The sequence below is a fragment of the Burkholderia sp. WTPI3 genome (genome assembly GCF_021483755.1).
In the GTDB taxonomy this organism is placed as follows: Bacteria; Pseudomonadota; Gammaproteobacteria; order Burkholderiales; family Burkholderiaceae; genus Burkholderia.
In genome coordinates this window covers 1-17,771 of record NZ_JAGIXF010000106.1, presented here as the reverse complement: position 1 = coordinate 17,771, position 17,771 = coordinate 1, and the positions used below count along the sequence as shown (strand labels likewise).

Below are 17,771 nucleotides of genomic sequence, written 5' to 3'. Positions count from 1 at the left end.
GCCTGCGCCTCTACGCCGGCAGCGTCCTGCTGACCGAACTGCTGTTCATCGGCATCTACCTCGCCCGCATCCATTGGTCGCATGCGGGCGCGCCGGAACCGTTGTCGCAGGATTTCTCGGCGATCTGGAGCGCCGCCCGGCTCGCGGCTCACGGACACGCCATCGACGCGTGGCATTTCCCCACGCTGTTGACCGTCGAGAAACTCGCGATTCCGACGATGAACGTCGCGGACGGCACGCTGCCGTGGCTCTATCCGCCGACCATGCTGATGTTCGTGCTGCCGCTCGGCTGGCTGCCCTATCCGGTCGCGATCGTGCTGTGGCTCGGAGGCACCTGCGCGCTGTTCGCGGTGACGATCCGTGTGACGGTGCAACGCGACGCGGCGCTGCTCTGCGCGTTCGCGTTTCCGGGCGTGTTCCTCACGCTGATCGTCGGACAGACGAGCCTCTTCACCGCGACGCTCGCAGGCGTCGGGCTGCTCGCGCTGAATCGCCGTCCCGTTGCCGCCGGCATCTGTTTCGGTTTGCTAACGATGAAGCCGCAGCTCGCGATACTGCTCCCGCTCGCGCTGCTGTGCGCCGGGCAGTGGCGCGCGCTGGCCGCATGGGCCGCGACGATCGCCGGCAGCGCCGCGATCGCGACCTTCGCCTTCGGCATCGGCTCGTGGCTTGCCTTCGCGCACGGTATTCACGACGTCTACCAGGTCGTCAGCACCGGCCATGCAAAGCTCGCACGCATGCCGACCGTATTCGCGCTCGCGACGATGGCCGGCTGGCCCGCGTACGTCGCGCGCATGCTGCAGTTGCTCTCCACCACGCTTGCCGCTGCCGCCGTCGTCTACGCATGGCGCGGCGCATGTTCGTACGCGCTGCGCGCCGCCACCGTCGCCTGCGCGTGCCTGCTCGTCAGCCCGTACCTGTACGACTACGACCTGACCTGGTACGGGCTCGTGATCGCGTGGTACGCGCGCTACGCGTGGACACACGGCTGGCGGCGCTTCGATCGCGAATGGCTGATGCTGATGTGGGCGATGCCGCTCGCGGGCCTTGCGCTGGTGCCGCATCTGGCGTTCCAGTTCATGCCGCTCGTCACGCTCGCCTCGCTCGGGCTGCTCGTCAGCCGGATCGCACAGGAAAGGCACGACGTACCGTCGATGCCCGACGCACACGACAACTCGACCGACACCGGTTTCACGCATCCGGTCCGGCCGCACCACCGCCCGGCGCACGGACTGCGCCGCATCGGCCGCCCGAGCTTCGGTACCGGCCGCTGACACGTCATTACAGGGGGAAACCATCATGCGCGAACCACTCTACACGCCACTCGTCTCGCTGGTCGTACCGTTCTACAACGAAGGCGAAGCCGTCGAACGCTTCTTCGACGTCGTGATTCCGCTGATGGCCGGCATCGAAGCGATCCGCTTCGAGATCGTCTGCGTGAACGACGGCAGCCGCGACGACACGCTCGAACGCCTGATTCGGGCAAGCGTGGCCGATCGCCGCGTGCGCGTGATCGATCTCACCCGCAATTTCGGCAAGGAAGCGGCGCTGACGGCCGGCCTCGACGAAGCCGCCGGCGACGCGGTGATTCCGCTCGACGCGGACCTGCAGGATCCGCCGAGCCTGATTCCGGTGATGCTCGAGCACTGGCGCGACGGCGCGGAGGTCGTCGCCGCGAAGCGCAGCAGCCGCGCATGCGATTCGTTCGCGAAGCGGACCGCAGCGGCCGTCTACTATCGCGTGCACAACCTGCTGTCGGACGTGAAGCTGCCCGAGAACGTCGGCGACTTCCGGCTGATGGACCGCAAGGTCGTGAACGCGCTGCGCAACCTGCCCGAGCGGCATCGCTTCATGAAGGGGCTGTTCGCGTGGGTCGGCTACCGCACCGTGATCGTCGAGTATCAGCGCGACGCACGCAGTGCCGGGCAGTCGAAGTTCTCCGGCTGGAAACTGTGGAATTTCGCGCTCGAAGGCATCACGAGCTTCAGCACCGTGCCGCTGCGCAGCTGGACCTACATCGGCGTCGGCATCGCCGCGCTGGCGTTCCTGTACGGCTCGTTCATCGTCGGTCGCACGCTGCTGTTCGGCAATCCGGTGCTCGGCTATGCGTCACTGCTGTCGGTCACGCTGTTCATCGGCGGCATCGAGCTCGTCGGCATCGGCGTGGTCGGCGAGTACATCGGCCGCATCTACGACGAGTCGAAGCAACGGCCCGTCTACCTGATTCGCCGCCGGTACCAGGCGCACGGCAAGGTGACCGAACTGCCGGTCGCGCGCGATGCGCGGCGCCCGATCGCACGCCGCCGCGTGCAGCCTGCGCGCGCGCGGGTCGGCACGCGCTGATGCACGGAGGCGACGATGTTCGCGCTGCTCCATGCCGAACGCGTGCGGCTGGCCCGCTTCGGGCTGTCCGGACTCTGCTCGACCGCCCTTCACGCACTGATCGCCTGCACGATGTACGCGCTGTTCGACGCTACGCAGGTCGTCGCGAACGCGGTCGCGTTCATCTGCGCGACGGTGTTCTCGTATCTCGCGAATACCCTGTGGAGCTTCTCGTCGACGGTGCATGCGCGCAACCTGCGACGCTTTCTGGTCGTCGCGCTGGCCGGCTTCACCGAAACGATGGCGCTCGCACGCATCGCCGAACTGCTCGACGTGCCGCGCGGCTGGAGCATCGTCGCGATCGCGTTGCTGATTCCGCCGACGACGTTCCTGATGCACCGGTTGTGGACGTATCGGTGAAGCGCCATCCCGTGTCGCGATCGCCGGGGGCTCGGCCCGCGAGCCGATCGACTGCATACGAGAGATTCCGGGCCTCGGCCGGGCGTTCGGATCGACCGTGCACGCGTTGCAGCGGATCGTCGATGCCTGCCCGCTGTCGTTCGCCGCGCTGCTGCTGACCGCGGCACGCAGGCCGATCGCTTCGGCGGCCGGCAGCGGTTCGCGGCCGGTCTCGCGCTGTTGCTGCCCGCTCGATTCGGACAAGCCTGCCGCTGTATGTCGCCTCCCAGCCACCGGCCCGGGAACGGCATTCGCCGCGATCGACATCGATCACGCCCGGCCAGACCGCCCGAGCCGCCACTCCCGGGCATCGCGCACGGCCGGACCCGGCATCGATCCGATGCGATACAGTACGGAGAATGCACCGGGGATGTGAGATTCCGGTTCGCCGCGCACGCATGTCGTGGCATCCAGCCGGCACCACCGGCGTGGTTCGCATCCAGCGCAACCGGCCCCCGCCCGGCCCGCCGATTCCGCCGCCCCTTTTCGCTCTCGACCATGAACGCAACCGCTGACAACGCACCTTCCGCCCCGTCGGTCCTCGGCGTCTATCGGCAACTGGCGGATCCGTCCGCCGGACAATGGATCGTCAGCCGCTCCGAGCGCATGCACATGTTCCGCATCCAGCATCACCGGCCCGACGGCAGCACGTCGGTCGATACGGTCGTCGATGCGGACAACCTCGACGCGAAGCTGCGCAAGTGGCGCCACGAAGGCTTCGCCCGTCGCGACGAATGCGACGGCGACCGCGCCTCCCCGGCCCTTCGCGAAAGCTTCATGCACGACCTGCGCCTCGCGCATGCTGCCCCGCCGGCCGCCTCGCGGCACGCGGCAAACACCGTGCCGGTCGGCGGCGTGCCGATGCCGCGCGGCCCCGGCGGCCCGCTCGTTCCGCCGCGCAATCCCGCTTACCTGTTTACCGCTCGCGCATCCGGTGTGCTCGAAGACATCGTCGAGAACCGCCGCATCCTGCTGATCGGTCATACAGGCACCGGCAAGACGAGCCTGATCGAACAGGTCGCCGCGCAGGCCGGTCACGGCGTGTTGCGCTCGAACATGAACGGCCAGACCACGGTCGGCGACTTCGTCGGCTTCTGGACCGTCAAGGGCGGCGAAACGATCTGGGTCGACGGCGTGCTGCCGGCCGCGATGCGCGAAGGGCTGTGGCTGATCGTCGACGAGATCGACTTCGCGGAGCCGGCGATCCTCGCGGTGCTGACCGCCGTGCTCGAACCGGGCGGCCGCCTGCTGCTGAAGGAGAAAGGCAACGAGATCGTCGTCCCGCATCCGTCGTTCCGGCTGTTCGCGACCGCGAACGCGGTCGGCGCGATGGGGCAGTTCCGGCATCTGTACCAGGGCGCGAACGTGATGAACGAGGCGTTCCTCGACCGCTGGCGCGTGTACCACATTGATTACCTGCCGCCGCACGACGAGGCGCAGGTGCTGCAGCAGACGTTCGGCCCGCGCATGTCCGCCGCGATGGCCGCGACGCTGGCGGCGATCGCCGCCGATTGTCGCGCGGCGTTCGTCCGCGAGGATCTTGCCAGCGCGTTCTCGACCCGCCGGCTGCTCGACTGGGGCGAACTGATGCTGCGCACCGGCGATCCGGAATCGGCCGCGGGTCCGACGATCTATGCGAAGGTCGGCCCGGAAGACGCGGCGTTGATTCGCAGCATCATCCGCCACCACATCGATTTCGAGGCATGACGCGATGGACCGGGACGACGACGCGCGCTCGGTTCACCTGACGCGGCTCGCGCGCACGCTGTCGCAACGGCACGGGATCGACGTGCGCTTCGCAAGCCACGGGCCGCCGCCGCTGCTGCGCGACAGGCTCGTGCTGCCCGACACGATGCTCGACGGCGCCCTCGACGACGACGCGATCACCGGCTTCGTCGATCTCCATGCGGCCCGCACGCGCTTCAGCGCGATCGAGTCCGTGGCCGCGCTGACGTCGCCCGTCGTGCAATGCATCGCGCAGGCGATCGACGACCGGCGTGCGGCCAGGCGCCTCGTTGCGCTTTATCCTGGCGCGCGGCGATTCCTGATCCGGATGCGTGCGGTATCCGCCGCCGACACGCTGCGCGGATGGCCGAAGCTCGCGTGGCCCGACAAGCTGCTGTGGCGCATCGAACGCGCGTTGTGGGACGAGCCGCCGACCGCCACCGAGCAGGTGCCGTCGCTCGACGCGACCGTCGCGGCAACCGCCGACCTCATCGACGAAGCACGTGCGTCGACGTCGACTTCGGACAGCATCGGAGCCGCTCGACGGATCGTGGCGCGCGTTCGTGCGCTCGCATCGGCCGGCGCCAACACCATGATGTTCACCGCCGATCCGGGCAGCACGCTCGACAGCGACGCGATCGCCGCCGAGTTCGACGCGGACGAACCCGGCGCGGCGGACGACGCACGCGCGCCCGCCGCCGCCGACTCCGCCGCCGGCGCAATCGCCGAAACGGTGTCGTCATCCGATACACCGGCGCAAGGCGACGTGGCGCCCGGCACGATCCGTCTGTCCGCGGAGAGCCGGCCGCTCCTCTCGATTCCGCTGACCACGGCCTTCGATACGGTAACGGACTTCACCGGCAAGGGCGAACCGGCGCGCTGGCTTCGTCTGCGCAGCGCGGCGCGCGCGCAGACCGAGCCGCTGCGGATGCGGCTCGAGCGCGCGTTGAAAGTCGACGAACAGACACACTGGAAACGCGAACAGGAACGCGGGCAGCTCGATCGCGCATCGCTCGTGCGCGTGGCGACCACCCCCGGCTATCGCACGCCGTTTCGCGTCACGCGCGCGGCGCCCGGGCGCGACGCGGCGGTGAGCCTGCTGCTCGACTGCAGCGGCTCGATGGCCGGCAGGAAGATCGAACTCGCGACGCTCTGCGCGGCCGCGCTGTGCGATGCGCTGATGCAGCTCGGCTTCGCCTGCGAAGTGCTCGGCTACAGTTCCGTCGAGGATGCCGCGATGCGCGCGCATTACCAGCGCTGGCTCGACGGTGGCCACGACACGTTCGGCTACAACCGCTTCGTCGAACGGCTCTACCTGCGCGTGTACAAGCGCTTCGATTCGGACAACCCGAGCGGGCTCGCCTGCATCGAATGCGGGCACGAGAACCCCGACGGCGAAGCGTTGAGCTGGGCCGCCGAACGGCTGCTGTCGAAGCGCGCGCGCCGCCGCATCCTGATGGTGCTGTCGGACGGCTATCCGGCCACCGGCGACGGCAACCCGGCGATCTTGCGCACCGACCTGCGTGCACGCGTCGATGCACTGCGCGAACAGCGCGTCGAACTGATCGGCGTGGGGATTCTCGACGATTCGGTGGCGTCGTTTTATCCGGTCAGCAGTGTCGTCGAGCAATTGAACGCGTTGCCGGGCGCTGAGTTCCGCGTGCTGAGCGACACGTTGCTGGATCGGCGCTGATCGGGCGAAGCGATATCCCATTCCGCTTCGCCGGTCTGCACGAAGCCGTGCCGTTGATAAAAACGGTTCGATTCGCTGCCGCGCAACGCACCGACACGAACCGGCATCCGCTGCGCGTCGGCTTCCGAGAAAATCTCGCGCAGCACGGCCGCACCGATGCCCTTCCCCTGCTGCCCGGGTACGATGTACAGATGATCGAGCAGCCAGTGATCGGCGGTCGGCCGTACCAGCACGAAGCCCGCACGCACGCCGTCGCATTCGACGAACCGGCACAACGCAGGATCGAAGGACGCGAGAAATCGCTCACGCGCACGCTGCGGGTCGAAGCGTCCGATGCGCTCGAGGCTGTCGCGCATCGCGGCGATACGAATCGCGACGAGGGTGTCTGCGTCGGCTTGGGTCGTGGGGGAGAAAGTCAGGTTCATCGCGAGGCCGCTCGCCGGCTGTGCACGGAAGAAATCGAGCATACCGGTTCGGCGCGGCCCGCGGCAGGGTCGAATCGTTCATCGATACGTCACGGAACCATCGCACTCGCTACGAGCGGCGCCTGCTAGCATGCCGCATGGCGGCTCCGGATCGCGCGCTGCCGTAAAACTGTCGCGTTGCCTGTCGTCGGCCGGCCGAATAACTGCCGGTTGACTGCCGATTGCCGGCCGGTCGTCCATGGTCGGCGGTTTCGACACGAACGCTGCCCGCATTCGACTTCCATCCGACCGCCGGCTGCGCCGCATCCCGTGGCGCGAGCCGGCAGCACGAGATTCGTCCATGCCCAGAAAAAAATCCAGTCTCTGGCTACGGCCTTTCGATCTGCTTTCCGCCGCGACGGGCGTGCGGCCCAGGAAGAAGCCTGCCAAACCGGCCGCGTCGGCCAAGCGAACGACCAGGCGCCCCGCGAGCAAACCGGCGACGCGCCGCACGAGCCCGGCCCCCGCCGCACGGACAACGCCGAACCAGGCGCCCGGCACGTGGTTGCGCTCGTTCCATTCCGCCCGCCCGGCTGCCGGCCGCTTCGTCAACCATCTCGCGTACGGGCTGTATCTTCCCGTCGCGCCGGCGACGACCGCCGGCATGCCCGTCGTCGTGATGCTGCACGGCTGCAAGCAGACCGCCGAGTCGTTCGCCGCCGGCACGCGCATTTGCCGCATCGCGGAGCGCGCCGGGTTTGCCGTGCTGTTTCCCGAACAGGCGAAGACCGCCCATTCGCATCGCTGCTGGAACTGGCATGGCGATGCAGCGCATTCGGAAGCGCCGGCGATCGCGTCGCTGATCGATGCAATCGTGCGGGAGCGCGGGTTCGATCGCGACCGTGTGTATCTGGCCGGCATGTCGGCCGGCGCGGGGCTGGCCGCGCGGCTGGCGATCGAGCATCCTGCCCTGTTCGCGGCCGTCGGCCTGCACTCCGGCCCGGCCATCGCGCCGCCGTTGTCGACCATGGCCGCGATGAGCCTGATGCGGCGCGGACTGCGCGACGATCCGGTACAGGTGGTCGACACATGCGTTGACGTTCGCGCGTATCCGGGCATGCCCGCGCTCGTCGTGCACGGCGGACTCGATACGGTGGTCGCCGAACAGAACGCGATGCAGCTCGGCGTGGCATTCGCGCGACTCAACCGGCTCGTCGACGAACACGGCGAGTTGCGCGTCGGCGAGCAACACACGTACGCCAACGACAGCGCCGAATACACCGACTATCTGCGCGGCGGCCGGATCATCGTTCGGGTCTGCATCGTTCGCCGGCTGGCGCACGCATGGAGCGGCGGCGATCCGCGCGAAGCGTTCCACTCGGCCACCGGGCCGGACGCGACCGCGATGTTCTGGAATTTCTTTCGACGGCGGCGGCTCAAGCGGTAGCGGTGGCGAGGCGGTAACGAGACGCCCCGCGCCGCCGCACCAGCAAAAGACCGGGCGCCGAGCCCCGCTACCGCGCGTCACCCTCCCCCAGCGCGTCGCGTGGCTCGTGCGTGAGCTGGAGGAATGGGCCGAGGACCGGCCCGTATCCACTATGCTGCCACCTCCATCTGGATCTCGGAGCGGCTTGGGCCGTTCGGCCGGTGCCCAGTTTATAGGCGACTCGGTTGTGATCTGCAATCGATCCCGCAGTTCGGGGTGCGCGGCAGCTTGCATCAACAGCAACATGCCGCCCAGCTTACGAGCATCTTCGTCGGTAATCGGAGCGGTGGAATCCTCCGGCGGGAACGGAAGAACCAGAGCGCGATCAATTGCAGATTGGACGCGCGACTGAGCAACCGAGCACAGCTTTAGCTGTTGGGTATCTGGGTCGAAAACCCAGCGAGTTGTAATGCGTCACTCAGCGGCGAATCATCCACCGAGAACTGCGCGGCATCGCCGAGCAGCATGCCGTCGACCAGGCTCGACGCGTGGGCCGCAAGGCTGCCGCCTGCCCCGCCTACGATGCTCTCCAGGGAACTCATCAGTTCGCCGGCCGATACGTCGCTCGGGGTGGCCCAACTGGGGAGTGCCTTCTCGGCCGGCAGAGCTGCTGCGCCTGGTACGCTGGCAAGTCGGCTTGCGAGTGGGTAAGGTCGCGTCGAGCGCTGCGCCCGGCAGCGCGGACAGGCCCAACTGCCGGAGGTACGTCGAGGCGTTCGACGTCAGCCCTTCGTACTTCGGCCAGTGCAGCAACAGTTCCGACACGTCGCTGCGTTGCGCAGCCGACAGGCCCGCGGCGCCGGACCTACTGGTCATGACCCCAGTTTTCCTGCACCCAACTCGATAGTCACCGTGCCCATATATCGCCCTCTCAGTTGGCTCTTACGGCCAATCTATTGGAGGGCATCACTTTACATCACATCAATCTGTATTCACCTCGAGATGGGCCAACGATTTCAGGTGATCAGAAAGTCGCGTGAGCCACACGCGCTTCTCGGCGTCATGCGTATGACGGTTGTATATCCTTTCTGAAGCCGCGCGCGATAAATGGGTAGGTGGAAATATTTCGCGTGGCGCAACTATATTTCCGCCTGCGAAAAGGGCCGGTCAGCAAATCGACTGGCCCTGCCATATGCGATCACTTCCCTGCTGAAGCCTCGATCGCGTCCGTGTCCCACTTCCCACGTCGCGTTGCCTCGGCCAGCATTCCCAGAGTCAACGGCCGCCGCTCCGGCTGGCGCAGCCGCCTCACGAACAGTCCGATGAGCGACGACAGCAGTTCCTGACCTTCGGGGCCGAAATAGCGCCGGTACGGGAACCCTTGGGCGTCGACGCCGAATGTCTCTGCCCACCTGTCGATGAACTCCACTCCGTCGAGGCCCGTGACGCCGAGATCCTGCTCAAGCCGAGATTCTGGCTGCAGGTTCAGCCGGCCGCCGAGCAGCGGCCGACCGAGTTCCTCGCGTGTGAAGGCTTCGAGGCGTTCCCAGGTATCGTCTTTCATGGTTCAGAGCACCCGGTCTTCGGGCTTCACGATGCGGTTGTAGGACGATACGGTGTTGCGCATGATCAGGAACGCGTCGCGCGCCAGGAAGACCTCGCCCACGACGGGAATCGTCCGGCCGATCCACGCGCCGAGGCGACGCGTGAAGGCGATCCGGATGCCGGACAGCCCGACGCCTGTGATCATCGGCAGGCGAAACGGCAGCGTCTGGGGGAACAGCTTGCGGGCGGCCAGGGAAGCGACAGACGTGCCCTCGGTAGCCCCTGCGAACTTGCCGGGCACTGGCACGTCGGCCTGGCCGAGAAGCATCGCCGAGGCGGCGGCCAGATCGTCCAGGCCGAGCTGCTTGCGCGTCTCGTCGAACGCGACCAGGGCGAAGACGTCGACGGGCCGCAGATTCTGCCAGGTGCCGTAGGTGTACCGGTTTTCACTCATTCATTTTTCTCCTGATCCAGCAAGGGCGCTGCTCTCTCAGCGTGTGCCCCCTGCGAAGGCGATACTTTACCGCATTGCCTAGAACAGCCCGGCCGGTACGGCAGCCCGGTCCCAGCTGTACACGATCAGCTCGCCGCGGACGGTATCGCGACCGCCCTTACCAACCGTGTATGACAGGCTGACCTCTTCCATGTCGAACCCGTCGAACGCCCGTCGAATGTCCGGATGGTCGTTGATGCTGACCATGACCTTCCCGGCGCAGGTCCGCAAGGCGGCCGCCAACTGCTCGTATTCCTCGAACGGGAAAGCCACGCCGTAGCCCTCGGTCTGCCAGTACGGTGGGTCGCAGTAGAAGAAGCTGCGGGACCGGTCGTAGCGGCTGATGCAGTCGCGCCACGACAGGTTTTCGATCGTGGTGCCCTGGGCCAGCCGGAGGTGCGCGGCCGACACGCTTTCTTCGATGCATCGGAGATTGATCGTCGGGGCCGTGGCCGCAGTGCCGAAGGTCTGCCTCTGAACCTTGCCGCCGAAGGCGTGCTGTTGCAGGTAGTAGAAGCGCGCGGCGCGCTGGATGTCGGTGAGCGTTTCCGGGATCGTCTCCTGATGCCACTTGAACACCTGCCGGCTCGACAGCGCCCACCGGAACTGACGCACGAACTCTTCGTCGTGGTGCTGGATCACCCGGTAGAGGTTCACAAGTTCGCCGTTGATATCGTTGATGACCTCGACCTCGGCGGGATGGCGCAGGAAATACAGCGCGGCGCCTCCGGCGAACACCTCGACGTAGCAACTGTGAGGTGAAAAACGTGAGAGCAAGGTGTCAGCCAGCCGGCGCTTACCGCCGATCCACGGGATGATGGGTTGAGCATACATTTTCGCAAGCCTCTTTCGTGTCGCGAAACAACGGCAACCCAGACCCGGCATTTCATCTCGACCAGGGCTACAGGCGGTCGATCTGGCCACTCAATTGACCGGTTGCCCGAATCCTGCCGGACGAGTCGGCCTGAAATATCGACCTGAACGAAACGTGCGGCGATCGATCCTTGGCGCTCGATCCAACCGCCGTTGAGCACGTTGTCGTGTTGCTCCAGCGTGCCGCCTTCGATCGTCTGGACGTTGGTCGGATAGCGATCAGTCGGCCAGTTCGGGCTGCTGTAGCCGATCAGCTGCGTGCGATCGCCCTGGCCGTCGGGCACCGAACTGACGTCGAGCTGGACGGCGTTGTATTGCGACAGATCGTTGGCTCCGACGCGACGATCGCTGACCGTGAGGTCGCCGAACCCATGGTTGAAGATGCTCACGAGCTGCTCGGTCTTGTACGTCGGGGCCGCCGTCGATGAATCCGGAGATGGGGCCGCTCGTCAACGCGAAGCAGCATGCGCGGGTTCGGCCCTCGTCGAGCGCGCGGAGGTCGACGGCATGGAGGGTTTGAAGCATTGCCGGGCTTTACCGCGCTTAAAACCATCGCAATCAGGCACGACTGACAGCAGCGACACACGACGACCGGGATCCAGGCCATTCTCGCGGTGCCCGCCGCGCTGTCCGTGTCGCTGAAACTCATCGGGAAGGCGTGAGGTCCCGTTCGGTCTCGCGGAAACGGCCGCCGGCCCCCGCGACGCCGACTTCCGGTATCGTTGACGGATGCGTCAATCCCGGCGCGCGTCGCATCACGATCCGTTCGCAGCATTCAACCCGTATTGGAGCACTTATGATTCTGGAAATGGCATCGCTCGAAATCGATCCGTCGCAGGCCGAGCCGTTCGAGGCGGCGGTCCGCCAGGCACTTCCGTTGTTCGCCCGCGCGCGCGGCTGCGGCGGCGCCGAGCTGCATCGCGTGATCGAGCGCAGCGGCGGGTATCTGCTCGTCGTCAAGTGGGACACCGTCGACGATCACATGGTGCATTTCCGGGAGTCGGAAGACTTCCAGGCATGGCGGCAACTGGCCGGGCCGTTCTTCAAGAGCCCGCCGCAAGTCGTGCATACGGAAGTCGCGGTGCAATAACCGGCAATCGCCACGGGACCCTCATGACCGTCGACCCTTCCATCCTCGCCGCATTCACCCCGGCCGGCAAGCTGCGCGCGTCGATCAACCTCGGCAACCCGATCCTCGCGAACCGCGACCCGGCGACGGGCGAGCCGTTCGGCGTATCGATCGATCTCGCGCGTGCGTTCGCCAGGCGCCTGTCGGCCGACCTCGAACTCGTGTTGTTCGACGCCGCCGGCAAATCGGTGCAGGCGCTGACCGAAGAGCGCGCCGACTTCGGCTTCTTCGCGGTCGATCCGTTGCGCGGCGAAACGGTGGCGTTCACCGAGCCGTACGTGCTGATCGAAGGCTTCTATCTCGTGCGCGACGATTCGCCGATCCGCGGCAACGCCGACGTCGACCAGCCGCACAACCGCGTGGCGGTCGGCAAAGGCAGCGCGTACGACCTGTTCCTCACGCGCGAACTGAAGGCCGCGCAGATCGTGCGCGCGCCGACGTCGCCGGCCGTCGTGCCGACCTTCGTCGAGCAGCAGCTGGAAGTGGCGGCGGGCGTGAAGCAGCAGCTCGAAGCCGACGCCGCGAAAACCTCGGGCCTGCGCCTGCTCGACGAGCGCTTCATGGTGATCCGCCAGGCGATGGGCGTACCGAAGAGCCGTGGCGAAGCGGCCGCCGCTTTCCTCGGCGCGTTCGTCGAGGAGATGAAGGCGTCGGGCTTCGTCGCGGATGCGCTGAAGCGCCATCGCATCACCGGCGCGTCGGTCGCGCCCCCGGCGTGATCGGCACCGGCCGTCCAGCGCGAGAACTACGAAAAGAACGCGAAGCGCTCGCGGGCAATTTCGGCGTACAGGCTGCTCCGCGGCCGCAGTCATTACACCGGTGGCGAACAGGGCTGGGACGCCGTTGCCGACTTCGCGCCCGACTGTCGACTGGGCGCTGGCACCGGTGGCGGGCGATCTCGGTAACGGTCGAGCCGTTTCCAGCATGCAACGGCTCGGGTAGGCGCCCGCCCGGTCAGTCGCGCAGATAACCGCCTTTCCCCGTATCCGGCATCGCGAATGCCACAAGGAAAACGACCGCGCCGAGCGCCGCGACGTACCAGAAAAACGTCGACTCGATGCCCGCGGATTTCAGCGACAGCGCCACGTATTCGGCAGACCCGCCGAATACCGCATTCGCAACCGCATACGGCAGCCCGACACCGAGCGCGCGCACTTCGGGCGGAAAGAGTTCGGCTTTCACGAGGCCGCTGATCGACGTGTAGAAGCTGACGGCCGCCAGCGCCGCGACGATCAGCACGAACGCGGCGAGCGGATCGTGCGTCGCTTTCAGCAGCGTGAAGAACGGCACCGTGCCGACCGCGGCGGATAACCCGAACAGCATCAGCGAACGCCGCCGCCCGATCCGGTCGGATAACGCGCCGAACGCCGGCTGCATCAGCATGAACACGACGAGCGCCCCCGTCATCAGCATGCTCGCAGACTTCGCGTGCATCCCGACGGTGTTGACCAGATACTTCTGCATGTACGCCGTAAACGTATAGAAGATCAGCGAACCGCCGGCGGTAAAGCCGATCACGATCCACAGCGCGCGGCGATGCACGCCGAGCCCTTTCAACGAACCGGCATCGTCGCGATCGCGCGTGCGCGCCGTCGTCGTTTCATCGAGCGAGCGGCGCAGGAACACGGACACGACCGCGCCCGCCGCGCCGAGCGCAAACGGAATGCGCCAGCCCCATGCGGTCAGCTCGTCGTGCGTCAGCCATTGCTGCAGCACGACCACCACGCCCAGCGCGGCAACCTGCCCGCCGATGACCGTCACGTACTGGAACGACGAGAAGAAGCCGCGTCGACCGGGTTGCGCGATCTCGCTCATGTAGGTCGCGCTGGTGCCGTACTCGCCGCCGACCGACAGCCCCTGCATGCAGCGCGCGACGACCAGCAGCGCCGGCGCGGCCGCGCCGATCTGCGCATAGGTCGGCAACAGCGCGATCGCGAGCGATCCGCCGCACATCATCAGCACCGACAGCACCATCGACTGCTTGCGGCCATGCCGGTCCGCGATGCGGCCGAACAGCCAGCCGCCGATCGGGCGCATCAGGAAGCCGGCCGCGAACACGCCAGCCGCATTGAGCAACTGCGTGGTCCGGTCGCCGGACGGGAAGAACGCATGCGCGAAATACAGCGAGCAAAACGAATACACGAAAAAGTCGAACCACTCGACCAGGTTGCCGGACGATGCACCGACGATCGCGCGAATGCGGCGGCGCGTGTCTGCGGACGTGGCAGTCACGTCGGACGGCACGGTGTTGGCTTTCATTGCTGTCTCCTTCCATGAAGTCCCGCTGCCGGTCTGACGCCGTATCGCCGGGATCTCCGCTGTTGGCAGGGCGAACGCGGACCCTGGCGGTCGCGCCCGCCGCTCGGTCAACGCATCACGAACGGATTGCCCGTCGGCGCGCCGGTGTTGATCCATACGCTTTTGGTCTGCAGGTATTCGTCGATCGCGGCGATGCCGTTCTCGCGCCCGAGCCCCGAATCCTTGTAGCCGCCGAACGGCGACATGAAGCTCACGGCGCGATACGTGTTGACCCACACGGTGCCCGACTCGATGCGCTCCGACATCCGGAACGCCCGGCCGATATCGCGCGTCCACACGCCCGCGCCGAGGCCGAAGCGCACGTCGTTCGCGATCGCGACGGCCTCTTCTTCCGTATCGAAACGGATCACGGACAGCACCGGGCCGAACACCTCTTCCTGCGCGATGCGCATGTCGTTGCGCACGCCGGTGAAAATCGTCGGCTCGACGAACCAGCCGTCGCCGCATTCGGCGCGCGTCGCCGCGTGGCCGCCGAGCGCGAGCTGCGCGCCTTCGTCGCGGGCGACGTCGATGTAGTGCAGCACCTTGTCGTACTGCGCACGCGTCGTGACGGGGCCGACCTGCGTGCCCGCGTCCATCGGATCGCCCATGCGCGCGGTGCGTGCCAGCGCCACCACGCGTTCGACGACCTCGTCGTGGACCTTCGACTGCACGAGCAGCCGCGAGCCCGCGATGCAGGTCTGGCCGGTCGCCGCGAATATGCCCGACACCGCGCCGTTGACCGCATCGTCGAGGTTCGCATCGTCGAACACGAGGTTCGGCGACTTGCCGCCGAGTTCGAGGCTCACGTGCTTGAAGTCGCGCGCCGCCTGCTCGTTGATGCGGCGCCCCGTGGAATCCGCGCCGGTGAACGTCACCTTGCGCACCAGCGGATGCGCGACCAGCGCGCTGCCGACTTCGTTGCCGAACCCGGTCACGACGTTGACGACGCCGCGCGGAAAGCCGACCTCGTCCAGCAACCCGACGAATTCGAGCGTCGACGCCGACGTGAACTCCGACGGCTTGATCACCGCCGTGCAACCGGCGGCAAGTGCGGGCGCGAGCTTCCACGCGAGCAGCATCAGCGGTGAATTCCAAGGCGTGATGATCGCGACCACGCCGAGCGGCTCGCGTCGCGTGAAGTTGAAGTAGCCGGGCTTGTCGAGCGGGATCACGTCGCCCTGGATCTTGTCCGCGAGGCCGCCGTAGTAGCGATACCACTGCGGCAGATACGTGAGCTGGCCGCGCATCTCCGCATACAGCTTGCCGTTGTCGCGCACCTCGATCGCGGCGAGGCGCTCGGCGTGCTCGGCAATGCGGTCCGCGAGCCGGCAGAGCAGTTGCCCGCGCGCGGTCGCGGACATCTCGCGCCATGCGCCGCCGGTAAACGCACGATGCGCGGCGCGCACCGCGAGATCGGCATCGGCTTCGTTGCCGCGCGCGAGTTCGGCCCACGGCTGGCCGGTAAACGGATTCTCGGTATTGAACCATTGACGGCCGTCGGGCTCGCGCCGTTCGCCGTCGATAGAGTGGAAGTAGCGTTGCATGCCGGCTCGCTGAAATCGGGGTGAATCGCCCCGGGGCCGCTGCCGGATGCAGACATCCGGCAGCGGCCCCGACGCGGAGGTCGCCGCCATCCGACACCCATGCGTCGGACGACGGCGCGCGAATCTCGCTCAGAACGGCGCGTAGCCGAGCGCTGCGCGGAAGCGGTTCTTCACGTACACGCCGTCGCGCGGCGGCAGCGCGCGCGGCGGCTCGTCCGCGCGGATGTGAACCTGCGCGAACACCGGCCCGCTACGCGCATTCGCGCGCTCGGCGATCTGCGCGTAGTCGCGCTCGTCGCGCACCGCGAACGCATCGGCGAGACCGAACCCCTTCGCGACCGCGACGAGATCCGTGCCGAGGCTCGAATGGCTCTGCTGCATGCCGGTTTCGCCGTAGTGGCCGTTGTCGAGCACGATGATCGTCAGGTTCTTCGGCTGCTTCGCGCCGATCGTCCCGAGCACGCCGATTCCCATCAACTGCTCGCCGTCGCCCGTCACGACGACGACCGGCTTGTCCGGCTGCGCGAGCGCGAGGCCGAGACCGAGCGCGGCCGCGCCGCCCATCGCGCCCCACAGATAGAAATTGCCGGCACGGTCGCCGGCCGCGAACACGTCGTACGACGCCGAGCCGAGGCCGCTGACGACGAGCGCGTCCGGCGTGCCGGCCAGCAGGTTACGGACGAACGCGCGGCGCTCGATGGTCTTGTCGTTCTGCACGCTCATTACTTTCTCTCCCACTTCTTGCGGCCGATCAGGCTCTGCGACAACAGCACGGCGACCTGCTCTCCGGCCTCGAATGCGGCGTCGAATCCCGCGCTGACGATTTCCTCGACGTCTTCCGGCCGATCCGCGCGCATCACCGTGATGCCCATCAGTTCGAGCGCGGCCTGCGTCGTCTTGCCCATCGGGCCCTGCCACGGATTGAATTCCGCGTATTCGCCGCGCATCGTGACCAGCGTGAAGAACGGAAAATTGCAGCTGCGCAGCAGCGAGAACATGTTCACGCAGTTGCCGACGCCGCTGCTCTGCATCAGCAGCACCGCGCGCTGGCCGCCGAGCCACGCGCCGCTCGTGAGCGCGACGCCTTCCTCCTCGGTGGTCAGCGCGATCGCGTCGATCGTGTCGTCCGCGATCGCGCTGCGGATCACCTGCGTATGTCCGGCGTCAGGCACGTACGCGACTTGCGTCACGCCACCGGCCTTCAGGACGGAAAAGATGGACGCCTGCCACGCCGGCTCGTGTCCCGTTGCTGTACTCATCGCTTGCGCTCCTTCATGAAAGGGTTCCAGGAATCATAAAATGCGATTACTCTCATCAAGAAATAGAGTTTCCTGATACGTGGATCACGATTCGGCATGGACATCAAGCAATTGCGCGCGCTGCTGGCGGTCGCGGAAACGGGTAGCGTCACACGGGCAGCCGACGTGCTGCACATCGTTCAGCCGGCGGTGTCACGCCAGTTGAAGCTGCTCGAGGAAGACGTCGGGATGGCGCTGTTCGAGCGCGGCCGATACGGGATGGAGCTGACGGAATCCGGCGAGATTCTGGCCGAGCATGCGCGGCGCGCGCTGCTCGAGCTCGATCGCGCGCGGGCCGAAATCCAGCCGTCGGACACGCGCATTTCCGGAATCGTGACGATCGGCCTGCTGCCCAGCACGGCGGACCTGCTGGCCGGCCCGCTGCTGAGCGCCGTGAAGGCGCGCCATCCGGGCGTGAGCCTGCGGATCTCGGTCGGCTATGCGGGTCATTTGCGCGACTGGCTCGAATCCGCGGAGATCGACGCGACGCTGCTGTACAACCCGAAAGCCACGCCCGCCATCCAGGTGCAGCCGCTGCTCGGCGAAAGCCTGTGCGTGG

Annotated in this window: 20 protein-coding genes; 11 read left to right on the top strand and 9 right to left on the bottom strand. The window is 67.0% G+C overall.

Annotated features, from left to right (window positions below; all coding sequences use genetic code 11):
- The 6 genes from J7024_RS32505 to J7024_RS32480 all read left to right on the top strand — a co-directional run.
- A partial coding sequence (locus tag J7024_RS32505; RefSeq protein WP_234745829.1) for a glycosyltransferase family 87 protein occupies positions 1 to 1,274 on the top strand: 1,274 nt, incomplete at its 5' end.
- Positions 1,275 to 1,299: 25 nt separating this feature from the next.
- The gene (locus J7024_RS32500) at positions 1,300 to 2,343 is read left to right on the top strand and encodes a glycosyltransferase family 2 protein (RefSeq protein WP_124897197.1); all 1,044 of its coding nucleotides are present in this window, start codon (positions 1,300 to 1,302) and stop codon (positions 2,341 to 2,343) included.
- 15 nt (positions 2,344 to 2,358) lie between these two features.
- A complete protein-coding gene (locus J7024_RS32495) occupies positions 2,359 to 2,742 on the top strand; it encodes a GtrA family protein (protein ID WP_124897196.1) in 384 nt (127 codons plus the stop codon).
- 97 nt (positions 2,743 to 2,839) lie between these two features.
- Positions 2,840 to 3,157, top strand: coding sequence for a hypothetical protein (locus J7024_RS32490; protein WP_234745828.1), 318 nt, complete (start codon positions 2,840 to 2,842; stop codon positions 3,155 to 3,157).
- A 122-nt stretch (positions 3,158 to 3,279) separates the two neighbouring features.
- Complete coding sequence (locus J7024_RS32485; RefSeq protein WP_124897195.1) at positions 3,280 to 4,488, top strand: AAA family ATPase; 1,209 nt, start codon at positions 3,280 to 3,282, stop codon at positions 4,486 to 4,488.
- Between the two features lie 4 nt (positions 4,489 to 4,492).
- Positions 4,493 to 6,199, top strand: coding sequence for a cobaltochelatase CobT-related protein (locus tag J7024_RS32480; RefSeq protein WP_234745827.1), 1,707 nt, complete (start codon positions 4,493 to 4,495; stop codon positions 6,197 to 6,199).
- Here J7024_RS32480 and J7024_RS32475 read toward each other — a convergent pair.
- Complete coding sequence (locus tag J7024_RS32475) at positions 6,109 to 6,624, bottom strand: GNAT family N-acetyltransferase (protein WP_234745830.1); 516 nt, start codon at positions 6,622 to 6,624, stop codon at positions 6,109 to 6,111. The two genes, J7024_RS32480 and J7024_RS32475, sit on opposite strands and share 91 nt — an antisense overlap.
- A 340-nt stretch (positions 6,625 to 6,964) precedes the next feature.
- Between J7024_RS32475 and J7024_RS32470 the strand changes: the two genes are divergently transcribed.
- Positions 6,965 to 8,050: an extracellular catalytic domain type 1 short-chain-length polyhydroxyalkanoate depolymerase gene (locus tag J7024_RS32470; RefSeq protein WP_234745826.1), complete on the top strand. Its 1,086-nt coding sequence runs from the start codon at positions 6,965 to 6,967 to the stop codon at positions 8,048 to 8,050.
- Between the two features lie 407 nt (positions 8,051 to 8,457).
- Here J7024_RS32470 and J7024_RS32465 read toward each other — a convergent pair whose 3' ends face one another.
- From J7024_RS32465 to J7024_RS32450, 4 genes are all read right to left on the bottom strand, one after another.
- A complete protein-coding gene (locus J7024_RS32465) occupies positions 8,458 to 8,631 on the bottom strand; it encodes a hypothetical protein (protein WP_175750904.1) in 174 nt (57 codons plus the stop codon).
- Between the two features lie 596 nt (positions 8,632 to 9,227).
- Positions 9,228 to 9,593 carry a DUF1493 family protein gene (locus J7024_RS32460; RefSeq protein ID WP_124897192.1) on the bottom strand — a complete coding sequence of 122 codons (366 nt, stop codon included), beginning with the start codon at positions 9,591 to 9,593 and terminating at the stop codon, positions 9,228 to 9,230.
- A gap of 3 nt (positions 9,594 to 9,596) precedes the next feature.
- The gene (locus J7024_RS32455; RefSeq protein WP_175761167.1) at positions 9,597 to 10,028 is read right to left on the bottom strand and encodes an STM2901 family protein; all 432 of its coding nucleotides are present in this window, start codon (positions 10,026 to 10,028) and stop codon (positions 9,597 to 9,599) included.
- Positions 10,029 to 10,106: 78 nt separating this feature from the next.
- On the bottom strand, positions 10,107 to 10,901 hold the full coding sequence (locus tag J7024_RS32450) for a DNA adenine methylase (RefSeq protein ID WP_175750903.1): 795 nt from the start codon (positions 10,899 to 10,901) through the stop codon (positions 10,107 to 10,109).
- Positions 10,902 to 11,071: 170 nt separating this feature from the next.
- Here J7024_RS32450 and J7024_RS32445 point away from each other — a divergent pair, with 170 nt between their 5' ends.
- The 3 genes from J7024_RS32445 (at position 11,072) to J7024_RS32435 (ending at position 12,788) form a co-directional block, all read left to right on the top strand.
- Entirely contained in the window at positions 11,072 to 11,368 is a 297-nt protein-coding gene (locus tag J7024_RS32445; protein ID WP_124897190.1) for a hypothetical protein, read from the top strand.
- 368 nt (positions 11,369 to 11,736) lie between these two features.
- Positions 11,737 to 12,030: an antibiotic biosynthesis monooxygenase family protein gene (locus tag J7024_RS32440; protein WP_124897189.1), complete on the top strand. Its 294-nt coding sequence runs from the start codon at positions 11,737 to 11,739 to the stop codon at positions 12,028 to 12,030.
- Positions 12,031 to 12,053: 23 nt separating this feature from the next.
- Entirely contained in the window at positions 12,054 to 12,788 is a 735-nt protein-coding gene (locus J7024_RS32435; RefSeq protein ID WP_124897188.1) for an ABC transporter substrate-binding protein, read from the top strand.
- A 235-nt stretch (positions 12,789 to 13,023) separates the two neighbouring features.
- Here the strand turns inward: J7024_RS32435 and J7024_RS32430 are convergent, their stop codons facing one another.
- The 4 genes from J7024_RS32430 to J7024_RS32415 form a co-directional block, all read right to left on the bottom strand.
- Positions 13,024 to 14,328 carry an MFS family transporter gene (locus J7024_RS32430; RefSeq protein ID WP_124897187.1) on the bottom strand — a complete coding sequence of 435 codons (1,305 nt, stop codon included), beginning with the start codon at positions 14,326 to 14,328 and terminating at the stop codon, positions 13,024 to 13,026.
- A gap of 107 nt (positions 14,329 to 14,435) precedes the next feature.
- Positions 14,436 to 15,914 (bottom strand): aldehyde dehydrogenase, encoded by a 1,479-nt coding sequence (locus tag J7024_RS32425; RefSeq protein ID WP_124897186.1) that lies wholly within the window; start codon positions 15,912 to 15,914, stop codon positions 14,436 to 14,438.
- Between the two features lie 129 nt (positions 15,915 to 16,043).
- Complete coding sequence (locus tag J7024_RS32420) at positions 16,044 to 16,637, bottom strand: thiamine pyrophosphate-dependent enzyme (protein ID WP_175787032.1); 594 nt, start codon at positions 16,635 to 16,637, stop codon at positions 16,044 to 16,046.
- Positions 16,637 to 17,173: a thiamine pyrophosphate-binding protein gene (locus tag J7024_RS32415; RefSeq protein ID WP_124897184.1), complete on the bottom strand. Its 537-nt coding sequence runs from the start codon at positions 17,171 to 17,173 to the stop codon at positions 16,637 to 16,639. Before J7024_RS32415 ends, J7024_RS32420 begins: the two co-directional genes overlap by 1 nt.
- A gap of 96 nt (positions 17,174 to 17,269) precedes the next feature.
- Here J7024_RS32415 and J7024_RS32410 point away from each other — a divergent pair.
- The coding region (locus J7024_RS32410) for a LysR family transcriptional regulator (RefSeq protein WP_234745825.1) at positions 17,270 to 17,771 on the top strand (502 nt) is incomplete at its 3' end.

Excerpts from the sequence above, each read along its gene's own strand:
- J7024_RS32500 (WP_124897197.1), top strand. The coding sequence starts at position 1,300 with ATGCGCGAACCACTCTACACGCCACTCGTCTCGCTGGTCGTACCGTTC.
- J7024_RS32495 (WP_124897196.1), top strand. The coding sequence starts at position 2,359 with ATGTTCGCGCTGCTCCATGCCGAACGCGTGCGGCTGGCCCGCTTCGGG.
- J7024_RS32485 (WP_124897195.1), top strand. The coding sequence starts at position 3,280 with ATGAACGCAACCGCTGACAACGCACCTTCCGCCCCGTCGGTCCTCGGC.
- J7024_RS32480 (WP_234745827.1), top strand. The coding sequence starts at position 4,493 with ATGGACCGGGACGACGACGCGCGCTCGGTTCACCTGACGCGGCTCGCG.
- J7024_RS32475 (WP_234745830.1), bottom strand. The coding sequence starts at position 6,624 with ATGAACCTGACTTTCTCCCCCACGACCCAAGCCGACGCAGACACCCTC.
- J7024_RS32470 (WP_234745826.1), top strand. The coding sequence starts at position 6,965 with ATGCCCAGAAAAAAATCCAGTCTCTGGCTACGGCCTTTCGATCTGCTT.
- J7024_RS32465 (WP_175750904.1), bottom strand. The coding sequence starts at position 8,631 with ATGAGTTCCCTGGAGAGCATCGTAGGCGGGGCAGGCGGCAGCCTTGCG.
- J7024_RS32460 (WP_124897192.1), bottom strand. The coding sequence starts at position 9,593 with ATGAAAGACGATACCTGGGAACGCCTCGAAGCCTTCACACGCGAGGAA.
- J7024_RS32455 (WP_175761167.1), bottom strand. The coding sequence starts at position 10,028 with ATGAGTGAAAACCGGTACACCTACGGCACCTGGCAGAATCTGCGGCCC.
- J7024_RS32450 (WP_175750903.1), bottom strand. The coding sequence starts at position 10,901 with ATGTATGCTCAACCCATCATCCCGTGGATCGGCGGTAAGCGCCGGCTG.
- J7024_RS32440 (WP_124897189.1), top strand. The coding sequence starts at position 11,737 with ATGATTCTGGAAATGGCATCGCTCGAAATCGATCCGTCGCAGGCCGAG.
- J7024_RS32435 (WP_124897188.1), top strand. The coding sequence starts at position 12,054 with ATGACCGTCGACCCTTCCATCCTCGCCGCATTCACCCCGGCCGGCAAG.
- J7024_RS32430 (WP_124897187.1), bottom strand. The coding sequence starts at position 14,328 with ATGAAAGCCAACACCGTGCCGTCCGACGTGACTGCCACGTCCGCAGAC.
- J7024_RS32425 (WP_124897186.1), bottom strand. The coding sequence starts at position 15,914 with ATGCAACGCTACTTCCACTCTATCGACGGCGAACGGCGCGAGCCCGAC.
- J7024_RS32420 (WP_175787032.1), bottom strand. The coding sequence starts at position 16,637 with ATGAGCGTGCAGAACGACAAGACCATCGAGCGCCGCGCGTTCGTCCGT.
- J7024_RS32415 (WP_124897184.1), bottom strand. The coding sequence starts at position 17,173 with ATGAGTACAGCAACGGGACACGAGCCGGCGTGGCAGGCGTCCATCTTT.